Raw genomic sequence first — 21,485 nt, 5'->3', positions numbered from 1 at the left:
TAATGGTGTGTTATATATGACACTTTTAGTCTTTAAACCTAAATAATTTATATTCTAAAGAAAGCTTATAACTTATTAAAAAATGAATTTAATTATATTTATCTTTTATAATTAAATACAAAACTTATGAAAGCACCCCATATATTATGTTTTTTGTTTGTGATAGGTTCAAATATCATGAATATATCAGCTCAAAAATCTTCAATTACTATTAGTGGAAAGATTATTGAAAGTTCTAGTAATCTGCCTATTGAATTTGCTACAGTGTCTATTTTCGATAAAAATTCGAAAAAAGCAATTGCAGGATCAGTAACTGATGCCAATGGAATATTTTCTATAAAAGTAAAAGAACCAACTATTTATATTGAAGTTAGTTTTATTGGTTTTAAAACTAAAAAAATCACTTCTTATACTATTGAAAATAAAGAAATTGATTTAAAAACAATTGTTTTGGAAGAAAATTCAGAAAGTTTGGATGAAATTTTTATACGTTCAGAAAAATCTCAAACTGAATTTAAATTAGATAAACGTGTATTTAATGTTGGTAAAGATTTAAGTGCTACTGGCGCAGGTGCTTTAGAAGTTTTAAATAATGTGCCATCTGTTAATGTAAATATTGAAGGCGAAGTTAGTTTAAGAGGAAATGAAGGAGTTCAAATATTAATTAACGGAAAGCCTTCAGTTTTAGCTAGTGGAGATAGTAATGCTTTAGGGACAATTACTGCTGATATGATTGAAAAAATAGAAGTAATTACAAACCCATCAGCTAAATATGACGCTGAAGGAACAGCAGGAATTATTAATATTGTTATTAAAAAATCTGAAAAGAAAGGTTTAAACGGATCTATATCATTAAATGTTGGTGTTCCCGATAGTAATAGTTTTGGCTTAAGTTTAAATAAACGAACAGAAAAATTTAATTTATTTAGCCAAATAGGTATTGGGAAACGAACCTACCCTAGTGAAAGTGAATCAATAAATAACGATTTAATAAATAATATTAGTATTAATAGTTTTGGTGATGGCGATTTTAATGAGAAATTCAGCAATATATTAATTGGAACAGATTATCATTTAAACGATTTAAATATAATAACACTATCTGGTTCTTACGCTTACGAAGTAGAAGATCAGTTTTCAACTTCGAATTTTAAAAAATATGATGCTTCAAACAACATTACAGATAATTGGATTAGAAATGAAAAAACAGAAGCAACAAATCCAAAACTTCGCTATGAATTACAATACAAAAAGAACTTTAAAAGACACAAAGATCAAAGTTTATTGTTCAGTGCCTTAGGAAGTTCATTTAAAAAAGATCAATTTTCAAATTTTGAAAACAACCCTATTATTGGTGAAGTTGAGAATTTTGAACAAAAAACAAGAACAGATTATAAATTAGAAGACTACACCTTTAAATTAGATTATACACATCCCTTTTTAAAGAAATATACTATTGAAACTGGGTCTCAATATGTAATTAATAATGTTACAAATGATTTTGCTGTTGATAATTTAACAGATGGTGATTGGATAAATAATCCAGATTTATCTAACATATTTAATTACGAACAAAATGTATTAGGAGTATATACTACTGCTGCTTTTGAAGATGATAAATGGGGTCTAAAAGTAGGTCTTAGATTAGAAAATACAATTTTATCTACTGAATTAAAAACAACAAATATTGAAAATAATGATGATTACACTAATTTATTTCCAAGCGCACACACGTCTTATAAAATAAATAATAACTTTTCAATGCAACTTGGATATTCAAAAAGGATAAATAGACCACGATTAAGGTCTTTAAATCCATTTTCAAGTATTCGAAATAATTTTAGCATTTCTACAGGTAACCCAGATTTACAGCCAGAATATACAGATTCTTATGAAGTTACAAGTATCCATAAGATTGGAAAAACATCATTAAATTTTAGTCTGTATAACAGGTACACAACAGATGTTATGGAAAGAGTTTCTGTATTTGAAAACAATGTAAGTATCTCAAGACCTGAAAATATTGGAACTAATAACACTACTGGTTTTGAGTGTAATGGAAAATTATCGCCTTTAGATTGGTTATCTATAAATGGTGATTTTAATATTAATTATTTTAATAGAAACGGTTTTTATAATAACACATCTTTTGATTTTAAAGGAAATAAATGGTCAACAAGAATAACTTCCAAAATTAAACTTCCAGCAGAATTTGACATAGAAATTTCGGGAGATTTCAGATCAAAATACAAAACATTGCAACAAGAAGTTTCAAGTAATCTTTTTGCTGATTTTGGTGTCCGTAAAAAAATATTAAAAGGTAAAACAATACTTAACCTTAGCATTAGAGATGTTTTTGCATCTAGAGTTTATAAAACTAAAACCATTCAACCAAGTTTTTATTTATATGATAGCAGAAAAAGAGGTCGCTTTATAACCTTTGGAATTAGTTATGGATTTGGCAAAGGGGAAGCTATGCAGTTTTCCGGTCAAAGGAGACGTTAAAAAATTTCAATTTTATTAAAAAACAATTATTTTTTAACTACATTTTTAATAAGTAATAGGTATATTTATTTAAGAAATATAAATTTTATATTCTAAGGAGTTTTATATGGCAATCGGTAAAAAATTTGGAACATTCGCAGGTGTTTTCACCCCCTCAATTTTAACAATTTTAGGAGTTATTATGTATCTGCGTTTAGGCTGGGTAGTTGGTAATGCAGGTCTTATAGGAGCTATAATGATAATTATTTTGGCGCACGTAATAGCTGTTTCAACCGGTTTAAGTGTGTCTTCAGTTGCAACTGATAAAAAAATTGGTGCTGGCGGTGTATATTATGTTCTTTCAAGAAGTATGGGTATACCAATTGGAGGCTCAATTGGTATTGCACTTTATATTGGTACTGCTTTTTCTATAGCTTTATATTTAATTGGTTTTGCTGAAAGTTTCAATGGTTATTTTGGTTTTGGAGCAACCATAAATGATATAAGGTTTACAGGTTCTATAGCGTTAATATCTATAACTATTTTAGCATTAATAAGTACTTCTGTTGCTATTAAAGCCCAATTTTTTATTTTGGCTGCTATAGTAATTTCTTTAATATCTATATTTATTGGAAACTCAACATTTCAACCTGAAACAGTTAAAATGTTTTCCTCTGAAGGAGCCGTTCCCTTAGAAGTTGTTTTTGCCGTATTTTTCCCTGCAGTTACAGGTTTTACAGCTGGAATTGCTATGAGTGGAGATTTAAAAGATCCTAAAAATTCTATTCCAAAGGGTACTTTATATGCTATTGGTGTTGGTTTAATAATTTATATTGCTTTAACTATTTTTCTTGCCTATACAGTAGATTCCAAAGTTTTAAAAACAGACAATAATATTTTAATGAAAATTGCAATGTTTGCCCCAGCAGTAGTTGCCGGTGTTTGGGGAGCTACTTTATCTTCTGCTTTAGGAGGTATTTTAGGTGGTCCTAGAATTTTACAAGCAATGTCTGTTGATAAGGTTACTCCATTAATTTTTAGAAAAGGAAGAGGAGTTAATAATGAACCTGTTAATGCATTGTTTTTAGTTTTTTTAATTGCTGAAGCAGGAATTTTAATTGGAGAATTAGATGTTATTGCCCGCATTGTATCAATGTTCTATTTAACGGCTTATGGCTTTATTAACATCTCTTATTTCCTAGAAAGTTGGGCGAACCCAGATTTTCAACCTTCTTTTAAAATAAAAAGCTGGATCGGATTGGTTGGTTTTTTAGCTTGTTTTGCAGTAATGTTTAAATTGGATATGCTTGCAATGCTTGGCGCATTTGCTGTAATTGCAGCATTGTATTTTTGGCTGCAGCGTAAAGAAGTTAAACTACAATCTAATGATGTTTGGCGAAGTGTTTGGGAAAATGTTGTTAATAAAGGATTGAAAAAAATTGACGCTGAAGACCATGAAAAATCTAATTGGAATCCAAATATTATTTTATTTAGTGGAGAAAGCGAACATCAATCATACTTATTACAATTAGGAAAAACAGTTTCTGGTAGAACTGGTATTGTCACAAATTTTAAACTAATTTTAGACAAAGAAAATAATAAACCGTTAAAGAAAGTTGATCAAGTTGTACGAGACGAAACCTTTGTTGAATTAGGTATTTTTGCCAGACAAATTAAAGTTAGTAATATTTATGATGGTATTACAAACATTGCCATGACTTACGGCTTTTCGGGTGTTGAACCTAATACTATAATGATGGGATGGCCAAAAGGCTTAGAACATTCAACAGAATATTCTAAAATGACTAAAACTCTTATTCATCTAGATTACAACTTATTATATTTAGATTTTGATAAAAAACAAAAATTTGGAAACTATAAAACAGTTGATTTTTGGTGGAGAGAAACTGATAGTAAAAATGCAGAAATGATGCTTAATATTGCTCGTTTTATCATTGCTGCTCCAAAATGGAACGCTACAAGTATACGGGTGTTATTTGTAAATAATAACAACGTTGATAATGAATTAATTCATTCAAAAATTGACAAATTAGTTAAAAATTTAAGGGTTGTGGTAGAAATTGTAATTATTAATAATGCCGTTGAGCAAAAACCATTTTACAATATAATTGAAGATTTTTCCGGTAAAACAGATTTAACAATTGTTGGAATACCTAATTTTGGAGCTGAAAAACAAGCTAAATTTGTATTAAAAACAAACCATTTATTCGAAAAAATTGGGTCCACTCTATTAGTGAAAGCTGCCAATAATTTTAATGTCTTAGATTTAAATTTTATTAATAAAGAATAATATTTTTAAATTAAACTTCTCTTTCAATAACTCTAAATTAATAAAAATACTTATCATTCTAATTGTACGAAATCGTATTAGTAATTAAAACTTTTTACTGATATAAATCATTAATTCATAACTATTTAAATAGGTATTTTTACATCTTGTTTAAAATTAATTATTTATAAATATGAGTACTACAAAATTAGGAAATCCAGCAGTTGTAGGATTAGCAGGATTCGGATTAACAACACTATTATTACAATTTCATAATTTGGGATTAATAGGACTAGGACCTGTTGTTGCAATGGGGTTTGTATTTGGTGGTTTAGCACAAATGATTGCTGGTTTTTTAGAACAAAAAATGGGTAATAATTTTGGGTTTGCTGCATTTACAAGTTATGGATCTTTTTGGATTGGTTTAGGAGTTATTTGGATGCTTAACAGCTCAGGCATTTATGAATCATCACATACTGATGTTGGTTTTTATCTAATTGCTTGGACGCTTCTAACTGTAATTTTTTGGATAGGTTCCTTATTTATTCATACAGCAATGGCTTTTACATTTACTACCTTAACTATTGGTTTTATTTTGCTTGATTTAGCTCATTTTGGATTTCCACAATTAACAACATTAGCTGCATATGTTTTAATAGCCTGTGCTTTAGGAGCGTGGTATATGATGGCTGCAACTATTATTAATGATGTAGCTGGTAAAACTTTATTAAATGTAGGAAAACCTTGGGTAAATTTAAAAAGTGACAATACAGAAGTTAATAAAGCAAAACTTAGTCACCAGCATTAAAAACTAAAAAACAAGGCTGTCTAATAAGTAAACTCTTCGTCAACCTGAACTTTATTTAAGTTATCATAATGACATATTATCAGCATTATGAGATTATAAATAAATTAAGTATGACGCGTTTTATTACTTTTTAGACAACCTTATATAATCTAATACATATTTAACTTAGAACTAAGTTATATATGTTTATATTTTATTTTTAGCGTTTACTTTTTTCCAGTTTATTCCTTTTTTTAATTCTTCTAAATTAACAGTACCATCGTCATTTGCATCAGTACCATAAAAAATATTCTCGGCATTCATTGCTTCACCCTTTTTATCTTTTTTCCCTTTGAAAAAGGATTTCATTTCATCTAAAGAAACCGAACCATTTTTATCTTTATCCATCCAATAAAGTTTTTTTTCTGCTTTACCATCAGGAAGTTTTGATTTTTTTACAGCTTTCTTAGCTGAAGATTTTGCTTTACCTATTTTCTTAGCAGCTGCTTTTTTACTATTAACTTTTTTCCAGTTAACTTTTTTCTGCAACTCATCAACCGTTACTTTTCCATCATTATTTTGATCAGAACCGATAAACATTTCTTCTCCGTTTACAGGTTCCCCTTTTTTATTCTTTTTACCATCATAAAAAGCTATCATTTCTTCTTTGCTGATAGAATTGTCTTTATCCTTATCCATCCAACCAAGTTTTTTTTCTGCTTTTTCCTTTGTATCCTGAGCGTTAACACTAGTAAAGGCTAATAAACCTAAAAAAACAATTGTTCCTTTTAAAATTTTCATACGTATTTGTTATATTTAATTAATACCATAAATCTAATTTAGTAGTATCTATAAATTGTCCGTATAAATAAAATAAATGTCTTTATAAATAATTCTATTTTTTATTATCAATAGAATTCAAAAATTCTTCTATTGTAATTTTACCATCTTTATTCTTATCTCTAAATTTAAATAGTTTTTTAGCTTTTATTTCTTTTCCGTTTTTATTCTTTTTGTTTTTAAAGAATTTAACCATTTCATCAATAACCACTACTCCGTCTTGATTAACATCCATTCTTTCAAAAGATTTCTCTTTATTTTTAGAAGTTAAACTCAGTTCTTTTTGCCCCTTCTTATTTGAATTTATTATAGGTTTTATACCTTGATGAGAAAATTCAGTTTCATCCAATACACCGTCCTCATTTAAATCTTTAGATTTGAATAAGTTTTCTGTATTTACAGGTGTTCCAGTCCTTGTTACTTTTCCTAAATAAGCTCTATTCATTTCATTTAGTTCTATAAGTGAATCTCCATTTCTATCAACCTCATTAAAACTTAGGCTAATAAAATTTTGTTTACTTTGTGCATTCACGTTTGCAAATACGAATAAACCAGCGCATAAAATTATAAGTTTAATTTTCATTTCTTTATTCTTTAAATTAAGTAATTATATTACTTAGACTAAATATTAAATATTTGGTTTAATCACATTAGTAAAGACTTTTGAAGTTTATAATTATAAAAAAAGTTGCATTTTTTGTTTACAAAAAACGCAACTTTTACGGGACAACAAAATCTTTACTTATTTTGAAATATACCCTAAATTAATTTTAAGGTTTGCTATTTTATATATAACAGTTAATATTTTTCTCTTTCTTAAAATGCTTTTCTAAAAGCATCTATTTCTTAAAGGTTTAGCACAATTTAAGACTTTATTGAAGATAATGATTTTTTATGATACAAGCGTATAATGATAATATTTACTTTAAAATTATAAATATTCTAAGGTAAATTATTATAACACAATTAACTTTTTAAGTTAAAAAATGTAACCTAATTTAATTTTTTAGGACTTTTTAATTTTAAAGAACCAATTAACAAAAAAAGTAAAAACCCAAGGCAAATATATCCTATAAAACTATACGACCCTAGGTAAGTATAACTAGCACTGAATAAGCTTGGAGCAATAGCACTTGCAATTACTAAAAAGCTCATTACTTTTCCTGTTATAGATCCTAAATATTTTCTTCCAAAATACTTTGGCCAAGTAACTGCATTTATTACTGAAAAAAGGCCTCCTAAAATACCTAAACCTCCAATAATCATATATACACCTAATAATTTATCTAGAAAAACCAACCCCACAGATGCCATAATAGCACTAACTAACATAATATACAAATAGATTTTATGTTCAATATAATCGCTTAAAATATTACAGAGAGTTGAAACTGATACTGCAATAACTGAGATAGGTAGGAATATAGAAATAGCTTGATCTTTTGTATAATCCTGACTTGAAAAAATTGAAATTACATGAAACGTAAATCCTGTAATAAAAAAACTATTAAATGCTAGAATTAAACCAAACATCCAAAATATTCTTGTTTTTTTAGCTTCATTAAGAGTGTAATTATTTTCAGTTTCAATAGTCTTTTTAAAATTAACTTCCTTAACACCATCAACTTGCAAATTAAATTCTTCAGGCTTATTCCTATAAAATTGTAAAACAACAAAACTAAAAATAAAAAGACTTAAAGCCATTATTTGCCAACTTAGCTGCCAACCATTATTATCAATTAATTTACTTATAATTATTGGTGAAATAGAAAACCCCAAGGAAATTGCAATACTACTTACCGAATTTATTTTCCCTCTGTTCTTGTTAAACCACATCATAATCATATTTCTTGATGCCATGGTTAATACTCCCTGCCCGCTTAATCGAATGAAAAAGAAAAAAATTGAAATAACGATAAAAGGAATAATCCAAGAATTAATATTTAATATATTTTTAAAAAAATCACTAATCTCAACTGAAACAGAGCATAATAAAACGGAAAAAGCTAAAAATAGGGTTGAAACAAAAGCTACGTATCTTGCACCAAACCTATCAAACCAAACTCCTGCCCTAACAACCAAAAAAGAACTTAGAAAAGTACCTATCATATAGGCATTACTAAACTGATTTCTTGTTAATCCAAGAGCATCCTTAACAGGGTCAGTAAAAACAGATACACCTACAGTTTGACCAGGAATACTTGCCCAAATACCAATAGTTCCCACAATCATCAAAACATAACCGTAATAAAAGGGAAATTTTGAAGGATTAATAAATGAAAATTTATTTGAATTGTGCATTATCTTACTTTTTGAATCTTGAATAGAGGGTTATTTTTTTCTTAGTATTAATAAAAAACACCCCCATTAACATAATTATTGCCGCAATTATAGATTGGGTTGATATTTGTTCATTAAGAAACCACCAACCTAAAACAAGCGCAATTATTGGGTTTATATATGTAGAAGTTGCAACTTTTTCAGGAGAAACCATTTTTAATAAATAATTGAAAGATGTAAATGCTACAATCCCCCCAAAAACAATTAATCCAAACATTGAATAAACAACCGGCTCACTCCATTTAAAAACAGAAACCCATTCTTCACCAAATAAATAACTTGTTATTAAAAGCATAATACCTCCCATAAACATCTGATATCCAGTATTTACAAAGAAATTTCTTGGTAAATCGGCTTTTGCAACAAAAATACTGCCGTAACCCCAACTTAACATACAGGAAAAAATCATTAATACTCCAGTTATTGTGCCTTCTTCATTTATTAACTGCTTTTGACTTACCAATAAAAAAATCCCAATAATTCCTAAAATTACTCCAATTATTGACATTGGTTGAATCCTTTTACCTTCAAAAATTAACATTAAGAGCAATACAATAAGTGGTTCTGCAGAAATAACTAGAGCGGTAAACCCACTATCAACATATTTTAAAGCCCAAACAACTACCCCATTTCCATAGGTTAAAAAAAGAAAACCAGCAATGGTACAATTAATAAATTGCTTTTTTGTTATGGATAATTTTAATCCTATTAGTTTTGCAATTAAGAAAATTAATAATGAGGCTGATAAAAAACGAACAGACGCAATTAAAAATGGTTCTAACTCATTTACCGCTATTTTATTAAGTAAATAAGTAGATCCCCAAATAACATAAATTGAAAAAAAAGCAAGAATTATAAGTAATTTACTATCTGATTTCATTCATATAAGCATTAATTTTAATGAATCTTAATTTTAAAGACACTATAAAAAATACTTATTATTCTTCTGGAGGATATCCGTTAATTTCTTCAAATATGGTATCAAAATTAGCTAATAAATGAGCTCTTAATTTCTTTCTGTAGTCTTCTTTTAACCAATCTGTAAAGCTATTTGTACTTTTACAGATACATTTAAGGTATTGTTGGATTCTATGATCAATATCATCTCCTATTTCCTGAGCCAATATTAAAGCATCATAGACGTCTTCACTATTTTCAGTACAAATTCTAGCATGTTGATCAATAGAACGAGAAAGAACTACTTTAGATGATTCTCCAATTTTTATGGCATCTATATAAGCTTCTTTTATATTAAAAAATACATCTTCAGTTTTTGAAAATTTATCTCTTAACTCTTTTGGCATTTCATATCTAAAATTACTTTCCAAATCTTCATCATTGAGAAGATTATCTAAGTAATAATTTGGTGATTTAAATATTTTATTCCAATTTAAATTAGCCCCCCACATTCCAAATCGATGAAAGTTATTCCCTAAATCAATTACATTAAAGGTGGTTTTATCTTTTAAAATACGAGACCCTCTACCAATCATTTGGTAATACAGAGTTAAAGATCTTGTAGCTCTATTTAAAATTATGGTATCAACAGTTGGTTCATCAAAACCTGTTGTTAAAATACTTACAGACGTTAATATTGCATTTGGCGTCATTTTAAACCAACGTAAAATAAATTCTCTTTCTCTTTTATTTGCAGTATTATCTAGGTGCATTACTGGATAACCAGCCATTTTAAAAGCTTCAAAAACATTTATAGAAGTATTAATTCCATTATTAAATATTAATGTTTTTTTACCTTTAGAACGTTCTTCATAAGCTTGTACAAGCTTATTTAACATATCCGAATTAGAATATAAATCATCAGATGATTTTACGGTATAATCTCCATTAGCTCCAACAACTAAAGAAGTTAAACCTACATTGTATGAATATGTTTTAGCACGCGCTAAGAAATTACTTTTAATTAAAGTTTCAATAGATTCTCCAATAATTAATTCTTCATAATTATCAGTCATTGGTAACTGAATATTTGAACTTAACGGAGTTGCTGTTACACCTAAAATAAATGACTTGTGGAAAAATTTAAATAATTTTGTAAATGAATTATAATGTGCCTCATCAATAATAACAAGACCAATATCTGAAATATCTAGCTTATTATCATTTAACCTATTATTTAATGTTTCAACCATTGCCACATAACAAGAATAATCTCTGTGATCATCTAAATTGGCTTTACTATCAATAACTTTGTTTACTACCCCAAAATCAGACAACATAGTACATGTCTGCTTACATAATTCAATTCTATGAGTAAGTATTAACACTTTACTTTTATGATGTTTTATGTATTGGCGTACTAATTCAGAAAAGATTACTGTTTTACCACCTCCTGTAGGTAATTGGAACAGCAAATGATAATCATTTGGTGCTTCTTCAAACCTTTTAAAGATTTTACTAATAGCTTCTTTTTGGTAACTATATAATTGTTTACCAGTATTTTTTTCTTCTAATTCTATTGTAGATAACGTCACGGCGAGATTTTATGAAACATACAAAAATACGGTGTTTATGAAGTATTATAAAACTATTTGTAATTTTTTTTTGAAATTAATTCTTTAAACGCTGAATTTCAACACTATAATCATATTGTAAATCCTCATGTAAAGTCAATAATATTTTCTCAATTGATACAATTTGACGATTATATAGGTTTTGAAGTGTAGAATTTCTTTTTATTGATGGCCTCATATTTAATAATTCACTACAAAAAAACAGCAATAATTCAACTTCTGTTTCTTTCTTTTTTGAATATCTAATATAGGTTTTTACAATTCTAAGTATTTTTCGAACACTCTTTTTTATATAAAAAAATTTTGTTGTATTAATGGTGGTAAAAAGTTCACTTACTTCTTTTTTTATAGCATTTATATAAGCTTCTTCATCTGATTCCTCAAATAAACGATAGGTTAAAAGTTCTTTATTTTCTTTTTTAAATTTTGAAAGTCTCAATACCAATTCAATCAATTCATCTTGCGACAAATAATTTAATTCAGTTTTTATTTCTTTAACCGTAGCTGCTTTCATTATTTTACATTTTTAAATTGTTTTAATTAAACTCTATTTCCATTACTTTTTGTTTTTAATATGTATTAAGCAATAAATAACAGTATTATTTTAATTCTATTAAACAGAACAAATTTAAGAATTTAGACAACATTTAAATCAACAGATTAAAAATACAATTATAATTTACAAAGCTAATCCACTTAAAAAAAAAGGAATTAATGTAGTTTTATTAAACAAAAAAAGCTACTAAAATTAGTAGCTTTTTTTATAAAATATAATGTAAAAATTAAATCTTTTTAACCCTTACAGCGTTCATTCCTTTTAATCCTTTTTCAAGTTCAAAAGTAACTTTATCATTTTCTTTAATTTCTTCTAATAACCCACTTACGTGAACAAAAAACTTTTCTTGAGAGTTTAAATCAATAATAAAACCAAAACCTTTAGAACTATCAAAGAAGGAAACTTTTCCTTGTCTATCAACCGGAGCTACTTCTTCTCTATCTTCTTTTTTAGGAATTCCTATTTCGATGCTTTCTGCATCTACTTTAATTTTTTTGGCTGGATCTGGTGGAGTACTCGTTAATTGTCCGTACTCATCTACATAGACAAACATACTATCCTGACCGCTTGCTCTACGCTGTTCTTTTTTAAGAAGTTTATCCTTCTTTTTCTTTAATCTTTTCTTTTCTCTTTCTTTTTTACCAAATGTTTCTTGTGATCCTGCCATTAAAAATTTTATTAAGTTTTTTTAAATTGTTAAATATTAATCAGTTAAAGCGTATTTTTCAAAATTAGATAATTTATTAAATTTAAAATCAAGATTGAAATTTAATAACAATAATTGAAGTCCTTTTAAAATAATTATCATAAATATGATAAATTAAGTGCTTATAACTTATGCAAAGATAATATTTCCTAATCAATTTATTGTAATGTAGGATCATATAATTAAAAAAATATATCTAATAAGAGACTTCAACCCAATAGGCTGACCCTGTTTTCTGTACATTTTTTACCTTAAAAACTTCATTAACGCTAGTAGTGTACGTAACCTTGTGGTAATTTGGTGTACCCCATGCGCTTAGATGAAGGTTCCTTCTCGAATTTGCAATTATCAAATCTCCTTTTGAAGGTATTTTGTTATCAACATCAATCATATTTTCAAAGTATAATTTTCCGATTGACGAAGAAAACTGTACAAATCCGCTAGATTTATAATAAACATCTAATGAATCTATTGCATTCTCAAAATATTCACCTTCTTTTCCATATTTATTAATATATTTTAATAGTTTTTTACTTGAATTAGATTTGGTAAACATCTCATTCTCTTCATTTTTCAGAACTAACTCTTTAATTATTTCATTTGCTTCTTTAGTATGTATACATTCTGAAAAAGATCTCATATGAACTTTATATTCAATAATATCTTTGCTGTTTTTTACAAGATTCCATTCTGAAGAATCTGTTTTAATAGGTTCAATTTCTGAAACCAAACTTGTTTCATCAATTTTAGGAATAGTGACCTTTTCCTCTTTTACAACTTCATCTTTTAGAACCTCCTCATTTATTACTTCCTCATTTATTGTGTTTTCTGTTTTTTCGCTAGAATTTATTGAAGAATAAACAAAATAAGCACAAAATATAAGTACTATTGGAATCGCAATTTTTACAATATTATTCTTTGATTTTTCATTTTTAGATTCTAAAACTGGTTTTTCTATTTTAGGAATATCCTTTACTATTTTTTCTTTAATTACTTCCTTTTCTAGATTAACTGTATTTTCAGTTTCTTTATCTTTTTTAGTGCTTTCATCAATCTTATTAAGTGTTACAGCATCTTTTTTTAATTCACTTTTTTTAGAAATACTCTCTAAATTTTCTTCTGTTTTTTTAATCTCAGAAGCCGTTTTTGATTTAATATCAGCACCTTTATAAGTTAAACTTGAAGATGGTGTTGAAGTTAAATTTAAAGTTGATTTTAATAAACTCATCCCCTTTTCAGGGTTTTGAGTTAAATCAATAAATTGAATTCTTCTTAATCTAAAAGGTAAATCACATTGCTCTAATAAAATAGGAATCACCTTTTTATTTTCCTCTAAAGCATATGAAACTTCATCCATAACATTATTAGAATTTATTGAAGCTTTTGAAATTAAAACAACAAAAGTACTACAAGATTCTAGAGCAGTTTCAATTGAACTATCCCAATGACCACCAGGTAAAATTTGCTTGTCGGACCATAGTTTTGCTCCCGCATCTCTTAAACTGTTTGAAAACTTTGCCATATATTCCGCATCCTTTCTGGAATAGCTTATGAAAATTGAATCTGAAGACATATTTAATTTTTTTAGTTAGTGTAATTTACTAATATACAATATACTAAAAATTATTTAATCAAATTATATGTTTTTTTGAAGATACTATTATCACAAGGATACATTTCATTATTAATCCCAATCATAAGCCAATCTCCTTTTTTTCCTTTCATTACTCCTTCCATAGTTTCAACTTCAAAAGGCATATCTATTTGGCTACATTTTATTGCAATAGGTTTTTTAACTGCTTTTTTATAATTCAGTTTTGGAAATTCATTTTGTTTAAAAATTAGCATCTTTTAATTATTTAGAATTAGGTTAAAAAATTTACTTTTAGAAATTCTACAAATTGATCTTCAATATTATTATTTTGCATTAAATGTTTATAACCTGTATAAGCGTTTGTATGAATAGAAATTTTCTCTCTTATTCCTGCTAAATCTGCTGCTTTTTTATAATTATCTTTTGCTTTTTCCATATCTCCTATATACATATATGCCTCTCCCACTGTTGCAAATTTCCAAATATTATCTCGGCATATTTCAGCTGTGTCTAGGGCTAAATTTGCATATTTTAACATGCTTGTTTCATTCCCCTTTAAAACAATACTTAAAAAAGCTAAATTAATTGCGTGATAATATATTTGATTTTGATTTTCTTCTTTTATTGCTATATCTAATGATTTTCTATAATATTCCATAGAAGATTCACCGTATTTTTTCTCAAACGTTTTTAAATAAGTGCGTTTATACCTTCCTGCAAGTAAACCCATTAATTCTGTATTATTTTCAGCTAAAGGGTGCTCGTTTAATATTTCTATGGCTTCCTCTTTTCTATCTAATCCTTCTAAACTAAAAATTAACTGCTTTAACCCATTAGTATCTATTGAATTTAAATTTGGTAATAATTTTTTCACAATAACATCGTACTTTCCAAGAGTTAAATTTATTTCTTCTTTGTTGGTAAACTGGTTATAAAACTCAGTATCTGTTAATGTATTTAAAATAAGGTGGTAACAATCATTATTCTTATCTATTGGCTTTACCATAGTTAAATGAGTGCCTTGAATTGTTTCACAAAATTCTTCATTAAAACTATCAAAACAAGAAGAATGACTCACTATTTCGTCACTAGTAGCTGCAGCAATTTTTATTTTGAAAGGTAACTTATCATTAAATTCATTTTTCCAATTTTGTCTTAAATTTATAATAAATTCACTTTCACTACTTAAATCACTTAATTGTTCATTACTAATTTCATTCAATACTGAATTACTAAACCCATTGTTTGGCGTTCCTAAAAGAATTAAATGTGAAATTTTGTTTCGGTATTCTTCTTTTAAGTCTAAAATACTTTTCTGAGCAATTAATCCACCTAAACTATGCGCAACAATTGCTATACGATCATATTTATCAAATTTATACTTTAGGGATGTTGTTAAATAATCTGAAATTTTATTAATATCATTAATTCCAGCCATTATATTTTTCCCTAATTCAGGTGTTACATGTTGAGTATAACCTAAAGGTTTTAAATCCCAGCCATCCATTTTAGATTCACTTGCCAGTAACTCTGGAATTATACCAAAGGTATCTGTAGATTCACCTGAAAAACCATGTATAAATAGCACTAAATTTGTTGCATTTTCAGTTTCTCTAAAAACTGTTACAACTTCCTTTTGCCCTTTTTCTATAACAACCGTATCTTCAGTTGGTTCATTCAAAACAAGTTGACTTCTTATTTTTTGAGGCACATAACATATTGTAAAATCATCATACATTTGTAAATTGGCATAAGGATTTTGTTCTAAATCGTGCACTTTTGCTCGCTTAGGAACTTCTCTTTGAAGATAACCCGTAACTTCATATATAGTTATGTATGGATGCTCAAAACTTTTTCTATGTTTTCCTTTTAAAACTTCTAACAAACATTTTGTAAACAAACTATTTCTTTCATCAATTTGAAATGATTGCTGTTCTTCTCTGCACGAAGAAATAATGGACATTCCCCTTTCATTGTCAATTTTTTGAGCTAAACCTTCTGCTTTATTAAACTTATTTGCAGATTTTGCTATAATATGATTACCTAAGTCTTTCTTCTTTTCTTTTTTATTAAAAAACAAACCCCCTTTAGTCATTCCTTCAGCTTGACAACAGTCCAAGAAAAATATTAACCGTTTAGAATTCAACTGATTAATATTTTCTTTAAGTTCTTTAGCGCTTACCCAAGCATTTTTAAATTCTTCTTCATTCATCTCATTCGTCATACCATAAGGTTGTATAAAATACTCTCCCGCTTGAAAACCTCCATGGCCCGAATAATATAAAAATATAGATGAGTTTTCTGTGGTTTTTTCTTGAAGTAATTTAAACCCTTCTAAAATACCTTTTCTAGTGGCATTTTCTCCTGTTACTAAAATTACATTTTCTTTATAATATCCTGCAAACTGTTCATCTATAAGAATATCATTAATATCTAAAGCATCACTTACTGTATCTAATTCTTCATCTCCTACCCCAATAATTAATGCAAATGCATTTTTTAATTGATTCATTATATTTAAAATTTAAGATTATTATATAATTCTTTTACCTTATTTACTTGGGGCTGAGTAATAGTTGTATTTCCTGAGTTTGTTAATTCAATTAATGATAAAAAATAATCTGCGTTTTTTTTTGAAATTTTCTCTTTTTCTTTTAAAATTTCACAAAGCTGAACACTTGATTTGCCTGCTGTTACTATATTAAACTCCTGAGATTTTGTAATTATTAAATTATATAAATTTTCTCTAATATTTAATAATTGATGATATGGAGAATTTAATTTTACTTCACCAGATCTAATTTGAAAAGCTGATTTTGATTTTATAACTTTTGATTCCGAAGGTAAAAAATCATTAATTGTTTCTTCTAATTTACTATCAAATGTCATAGATATACCGGTTGCTCCGGCTTCAAAAGACCCTAATCTGTTTATAACTCCAGATATATGCTTCCTATACATCCAAAGGATAATTAAAACAGTTATTGGCCAAATAATGTGCCCAATAAACTGATTTAAATTTTCAAAAGAAAACCTTAGTTCCTCAGTTTTATTTGAAACTATTTCTTGAAAAATCATAATATGGTAAGTTTTAGTTAGTAGTATTAATCAATGCCAGAATTTCATTATTTTACTTATTTCAATGGAGTTTTTATATTTTAAAAAATGTACATCATTTTGATAAGTGTCAGGAGTATATGAATACCCTTTAGCTACAGATTTTAATAGATATTCTAAAGATGTTTTTCCGTTTCCAATAGCTGAATAATATTGAGCTAAATGATAATCTAGTTCACCTAAATTATAGTTCCTTTCAAGTTGTATTAACTTATCTAATATTTTTTTTGAAGCTTCTTTTTTCCCATTATAAAAATATGAAACAGCTAATTTTATTTGAAATTCATTTTCTACCTCACCTTTATTTAAAAGATTTTCTATAACTTTTTCTGCATTTTTATAGTCGTTTAAGTAATAATATGCAGCAGCCAAATTTTTGCTATTTTCTTTACCGTTATGTATTTTTATTATGGTATTTAAATAATTATTAGCCATTTTTTTATTGTCTAATAGCAAATATTCTTTCCCTACAAATAAGCAAATGGCTTCATATTCATTTATACTTGAAGTTAATTTTATTTTTGAAATGAAATTTTGTAATTTCATATCTTCACCATCTCTTACATATGCTGTTGCCAACGTTCTTTTTAGGTTAAAATCGTCAAAATCTCTAGTATAAATCTCTAAATATTTTATAACTTCTTTTAACTTCTGTAATTCAATATCTGCAAGGGATTTTATATAAATTCTATATAAACAAACTTTAGAATTTTCAATATCCAAATCTTCCATTGAAATTTCATTATAAATCTTATTAATATCTTCTGGTTTGTTCACATATTGTAAAGCTATTGTCATTGTGCTTGAATTTGACTCCAAATCAAAAGGTGCAATATTGTACTCTTTAGTAATGAAATTATATGTTTTTTTATTGTTTCCCTGCAACATGGATTCATAAAGATTCATTAAATTTTTTTGTCTCTCATTTCTATTTGAAGATATAGGAATTTCCTTTCTAAGAGAATCTGCTTTTTTAAACTGACCTAGATTGTAAAAATGTCCAATCTTTAAAAGCTTCGGTTCAAAATAATTACTATCTATTTCAATTGCTTTATTTAAATAATTTAAATAACGATCATCATTTGAAAAATTAGCTTTAGCATCTAACACTAATTGATATGCTTCAAACTGCGGAGGAACTTCTTGTAAATTTAATTGTTTATTATCTTCGGTAATTAGATATCCTAAAATCAACTGTTTCAATTTCTCCATACAATCAATTGGTTCATTTGATTTACAATCAACTAATTTAAAGGAAATTAAAGTATTATTTAACTGCCCATCCTTTATACTCCCCTGAAAAAGCAAAGAGTCATCTTTAAGGTAAAAGTTACCACTAATTACTTTTGCTGGGTTAAAATAATCTTTAATTAATTTCTCATCAACTTCAGATGAATTCCCTACCGCTGTTGTAATCAGCTTAGCATAGTTTTCAATAATTTTTGGTGAAACTACCTGCCCAAGTTTATTTTCTGATATTCCATGAATAATCCAATCAGCAGCCATTTTACTAACAATATCATACTTTTTATCACCAGTATTATTCCCAAATTTTAAAACTGCTATTTTATCACTTACATTAACAGTATTTATTTTAATATGAGATTTAAAATTGTTATTTATTATTAAAGTTGAAACAAAAATTGAAATGAAACTGATAATTGTTAAAACAGAAAAATACATCTTTTTAAATGATGATTTATTTTTTTTAGTTTCAATTAAATTTCCATTTTCATCTAGTTTAATTTTTTTAACCTCTAGAGGTGCTAAGTGATATTTCCATACCAAATAAACATTCACTGGAAATCCAATTAAAAGTATAATTAGAAGAACTGTTACCGATTTTTTTGGAACACCTAAAGGTTCCCATGTAACTGCCATTACTTGGATTAAAACCCAGCTTGAAACAATATAAATTGAAAGTTTTTTAAAGACTTCTTTATTGTTACATTCTTTTAAAAATTGATTTAATTTCATATTAGATACTATTAACCTACTGAAATTAAGCAGTATTGGTTAGTGCTAATTTTGGATTAGTAGTTATTTTTTACTAATATAGTAAAAATATTAATTAAAAAAACTAACCTATGAGTAATCAAAAACAGAGCAACGAACCTGACAAATTAAAAAAAATTAAATCTAAACCAGGGGTAATAATTAAACCAAAACCAGGAGTTATTATAAAACCAAAACCAGGGGTTGTTATTAAACCTAAATAAAATTTCATTCTTCTTAAACACATAATTTCAACTAAAAAAATCATTTATCTTTTAAGAATTCACATCTAACCTGAACAAAAATTCAGATTTTTTTATGCTTTTTAGTATTGTTTTAAGGTTTATCTTTTTAATTTTGAAATTAAATGAAGGAACTTTTAATAATTGGTTTTGTTTGGCCAGAACCAGATTCAACTGCGGCAGGAACAAGAATGTTGCAACTGATAGAATTATTTAAAAAAAATAATTTTAATATAACTTTTGCTTGCGCTGCAGCCAAAACAAAAAACTCTTTTAAGTTAGAGAATATAGGGGTTTCAAGTAAAGATATAGAACTTAACAATTCTTCTTTTAATGAATTTATTAAAAGTTTAAAACCTAACATTGTAATCTTTGATCGTTATTTAACTGAAGAACAATTTGGATGGCGAGTTTCTGAAGAGTGCCCAAATACTATTAAAATATTAGATACTGAAGACTTACATTTTTTGCGTAAATCAAGAGAATTAAGTTTAAAAAATAATAATTCTACTAATAATTTATTTAATGAAGTCACAAAAAGAGAAATTGCCAGTATTTATAGATGTGATTTAACTCTAATCATTTCAAAATATGAAATGAAAATTTTAACTAAAGCGTTTAGCATAAAAAAGTCAATACTCATATACTTACCTTTTTTATTAAATACAATTAATCCTGAAAAAAATAAAACTTATCCTTCATTTAAAGAAAGGAAACACTTTATATCAATTGGTAATTTTAAACATGAACCAAATTGGAACGCCGTTTTACATTTAAAGAATAATATTTGGCCACTAATTAGAGAACAATTACCAAAGGCTCAACTTCATATTTATGGAGCCTATTGCACTGAAAAAGTACTACAATTACATAAAGAGTCTGAAGGTTTTATAATTAAAGGAAGAGCTGAAAACCTTAAAGAAACTTTTATAAATGCTAGAGTTTGCCTAGCTCCTATTCGTTTTGGAGCCGGATTAAAAGGAAAACTTATTAATTCAATGGAATATGGAACACCAAATGTAACTACTAATTCTGGAGTTGAAGGAATGAAAGGAAAGTTACCTTGGAACGGTTTTATTAGCAATAATAATGAAGACTTTGCTCAAAAAGCAGTATCGTTATATACAAATGAAAACTATTTTGAACAATTTCAACAAAATGGAATAAACATTATTAATAAACGTTTTTCCAAAATTAAATTTGAAAAAAAATTAATAAATAGAATTATTTTAATTGAAAAATCGTTGAAATTGCATCGAGATCAAAATTTCATTGGCTCAATGCTTTTACACCACACTTTAAAAAGTACAAAATATATGTCTAAATGGATTGAAGAAAAAAATAAAAACTAAACTTGTTGATGCAAATTTAAAATTGATAATATTTCATCTGGAATTCTAATAGGTTTCATATTTTTATTCAAAAGACACCAACTAGTTTTTACTGAACAGATTAATTTATTTTGTCTATAAATATAAACATATCTTATTGACTTTAAACCATGTGACTTACCTATCCAAGTTTTCAATTCTAATTCATCTCCCAAAATTGCTGAAGATTTATAATCAATCTCATGTCTTAATACAACCCAAACATATTTATCATTAAAGTCTTTTGAACTAATTTCACCCCAGTGTTTCTCTGCAATATTTTGCGCCCATTCTAAATATGTTACATTATTTACATGGTTTAAAAAATCAATTGATTTTTCACTAACTACTAGTTTTAAAGAGAATGTTTTGGGCATTATTTTAAATAATAAAATTAACAATATTCACAACAATATAAAATATTAAAATAATATTAAAAATATATTCGATTTATTAATGATTAATTTTAAATTTACGTTACCTATTAGTTCATAGATAATAAAATTTCTAAACATTTTTTTTAAAACATGTTTAAAAATTTACAGTCGTAATTTTTGTGTTAAAAAAATTTTCGTGGGGACGACAGTTTTACAAATTTATTACGGCTGTTTTGAATTTTTAAAATAAAAATAA

18 protein-coding genes are annotated in these 21,485 nt (G+C 26.8%); 5 read left to right on the top strand and 13 right to left on the bottom strand.

Translation table 11 applies throughout. From position 1 onward, the window contains the following. The first annotated feature begins 126 nt into the window (after nucleotides 1-126). From DAD81_RS07250 to DAD81_RS07240, 3 genes are all read left to right on the top strand, one after another. Nucleotides 127-2,505 (top strand): outer membrane beta-barrel family protein, encoded by a 2,379-nt coding sequence (locus tag DAD81_RS07250; RefSeq protein ID WP_111707589.1) that lies wholly within the window; start codon nucleotides 127-129, stop codon nucleotides 2,503-2,505. A gap of 106 nt (nucleotides 2,506-2,611) precedes the next feature. Next, complete coding sequence (locus tag DAD81_RS07245; protein ID WP_111707588.1) at nucleotides 2,612-4,795, top strand: amino acid permease; 2,184 nt, start codon at nucleotides 2,612-2,614, stop codon at nucleotides 4,793-4,795. Between the two features lie 172 nt (nucleotides 4,796-4,967). Next, nucleotides 4,968-5,582: an acetate uptake transporter gene (locus DAD81_RS07240; protein WP_111707587.1), complete on the top strand. Its 615-nt coding sequence runs from the start codon at nucleotides 4,968-4,970 to the stop codon at nucleotides 5,580-5,582. Nucleotides 5,583-5,768: 186 nt separating this feature from the next. On the opposite strand, the gene DAD81_RS07235 is transcribed toward DAD81_RS07240, so the two are convergent. The 12 genes from DAD81_RS07235 to DAD81_RS07180 all read right to left on the bottom strand — a co-directional run bounded on the left by DAD81_RS07235 (nucleotide 5,769) and on the right by DAD81_RS07180 (nucleotide 19,222). Further along, the gene (locus DAD81_RS07235; protein ID WP_111707586.1) at nucleotides 5,769-6,362 is read right to left on the bottom strand and encodes an EF-hand domain-containing protein; all 594 of its coding nucleotides are present in this window, start codon (nucleotides 6,360-6,362) and stop codon (nucleotides 5,769-5,771) included. A 94-nt stretch (nucleotides 6,363-6,456) separates the two neighbouring features. Then, on the bottom strand, nucleotides 6,457-6,984 hold the full coding sequence (locus DAD81_RS07230; protein ID WP_111707585.1) for an EF-hand domain-containing protein: 528 nt from the start codon (nucleotides 6,982-6,984) through the stop codon (nucleotides 6,457-6,459). A 410-nt stretch (nucleotides 6,985-7,394) separates the two neighbouring features. Further along, entirely contained in the window at nucleotides 7,395-8,702 is a 1,308-nt protein-coding gene (locus tag DAD81_RS07225) for an MFS transporter (protein WP_111707584.1), read from the bottom strand. Between the two features lie 4 nt (nucleotides 8,703-8,706). Then, nucleotides 8,707-9,621 (bottom strand): EamA family transporter, encoded by a 915-nt coding sequence (locus tag DAD81_RS07220; protein ID WP_111707583.1) that lies wholly within the window; start codon nucleotides 9,619-9,621, stop codon nucleotides 8,707-8,709. 58 nt (nucleotides 9,622-9,679) lie between these two features. Further along, nucleotides 9,680-11,233, bottom strand: a complete 1,554-nt coding sequence (locus DAD81_RS07215) for a DEAD/DEAH box helicase (RefSeq protein WP_111707582.1) — start codon at nucleotides 11,231-11,233, stop codon at nucleotides 9,680-9,682. A gap of 76 nt (nucleotides 11,234-11,309) precedes the next feature. Continuing rightward, nucleotides 11,310-11,786: a hypothetical protein gene (locus tag DAD81_RS07210; RefSeq protein WP_111707581.1), complete on the bottom strand. Its 477-nt coding sequence runs from the start codon at nucleotides 11,784-11,786 to the stop codon at nucleotides 11,310-11,312. Nucleotides 11,787-12,054: 268 nt separating this feature from the next. Next, a complete protein-coding gene (locus tag DAD81_RS07205) occupies nucleotides 12,055-12,495 on the bottom strand; it encodes a cold-shock protein (RefSeq protein WP_111707580.1) in 441 nt (146 codons plus the stop codon). 235 nt (nucleotides 12,496-12,730) lie between these two features. Beyond that, on the bottom strand, nucleotides 12,731-14,107 hold the full coding sequence (locus DAD81_RS07200) for a toll/interleukin-1 receptor domain-containing protein (RefSeq protein ID WP_111707579.1): 1,377 nt from the start codon (nucleotides 14,105-14,107) through the stop codon (nucleotides 12,731-12,733). Between the two features lie 50 nt (nucleotides 14,108-14,157). Further along, nucleotides 14,158-14,382 carry a hypothetical protein gene (locus DAD81_RS07195; protein ID WP_111707578.1) on the bottom strand — a complete coding sequence of 75 codons (225 nt, stop codon included), beginning with the start codon at nucleotides 14,380-14,382 and terminating at the stop codon, nucleotides 14,158-14,160. A 17-nt stretch (nucleotides 14,383-14,399) separates the two neighbouring features. Then, nucleotides 14,400-16,640, bottom strand: coding sequence for a caspase family protein (locus DAD81_RS07190; protein WP_111707577.1), 2,241 nt, complete (start codon nucleotides 16,638-16,640; stop codon nucleotides 14,400-14,402). Between the two features lie 5 nt (nucleotides 16,641-16,645). Further along, on the bottom strand, nucleotides 16,646-17,206 hold the full coding sequence (locus tag DAD81_RS07185; RefSeq protein ID WP_111707576.1) for a hypothetical protein: 561 nt from the start codon (nucleotides 17,204-17,206) through the stop codon (nucleotides 16,646-16,648). 30 nt (nucleotides 17,207-17,236) lie between these two features. Continuing rightward, a complete protein-coding gene (locus tag DAD81_RS07180; RefSeq protein ID WP_111707575.1) occupies nucleotides 17,237-19,222 on the bottom strand; it encodes a tetratricopeptide repeat protein in 1,986 nt (661 codons plus the stop codon). 110 nt (nucleotides 19,223-19,332) lie between these two features. Between DAD81_RS07180 and DAD81_RS21130 the strand changes: the two genes are divergently transcribed. Both DAD81_RS21130 and DAD81_RS07175 read left to right on the top strand, forming a co-directional pair. Then, on the top strand, nucleotides 19,333-19,464 hold the full coding sequence (locus DAD81_RS21130) for a hypothetical protein (protein WP_262511271.1): 132 nt from the start codon (nucleotides 19,333-19,335) through the stop codon (nucleotides 19,462-19,464). 143 nt (nucleotides 19,465-19,607) lie between these two features. After that, the gene (locus tag DAD81_RS07175; RefSeq protein ID WP_111707574.1) at nucleotides 19,608-20,834 is read left to right on the top strand and encodes a glycosyltransferase; all 1,227 of its coding nucleotides are present in this window, start codon (nucleotides 19,608-19,610) and stop codon (nucleotides 20,832-20,834) included. Here the strand turns inward: DAD81_RS07175 and DAD81_RS07170 are convergent. Next, nucleotides 20,831-21,229, bottom strand: coding sequence for an acyl-CoA thioesterase (locus DAD81_RS07170; protein ID WP_111707573.1), 399 nt, complete (start codon nucleotides 21,227-21,229; stop codon nucleotides 20,831-20,833). The genes DAD81_RS07175 and DAD81_RS07170 overlap by 4 nt on opposite strands. Between the last annotated feature and the right edge of the window lie 256 nt (nucleotides 21,230-21,485).

It is taken from the genome of Lutibacter citreus, assembly GCF_003260195.1.
GTDB lineage: Bacteria > Bacteroidota > Bacteroidia > Flavobacteriales > Flavobacteriaceae > Lutibacter > Lutibacter citreus.
The sequence above is the reverse complement of the archived record's forward strand: the minus strand, read 5'-3'. Positions and strand labels throughout refer to the sequence as shown.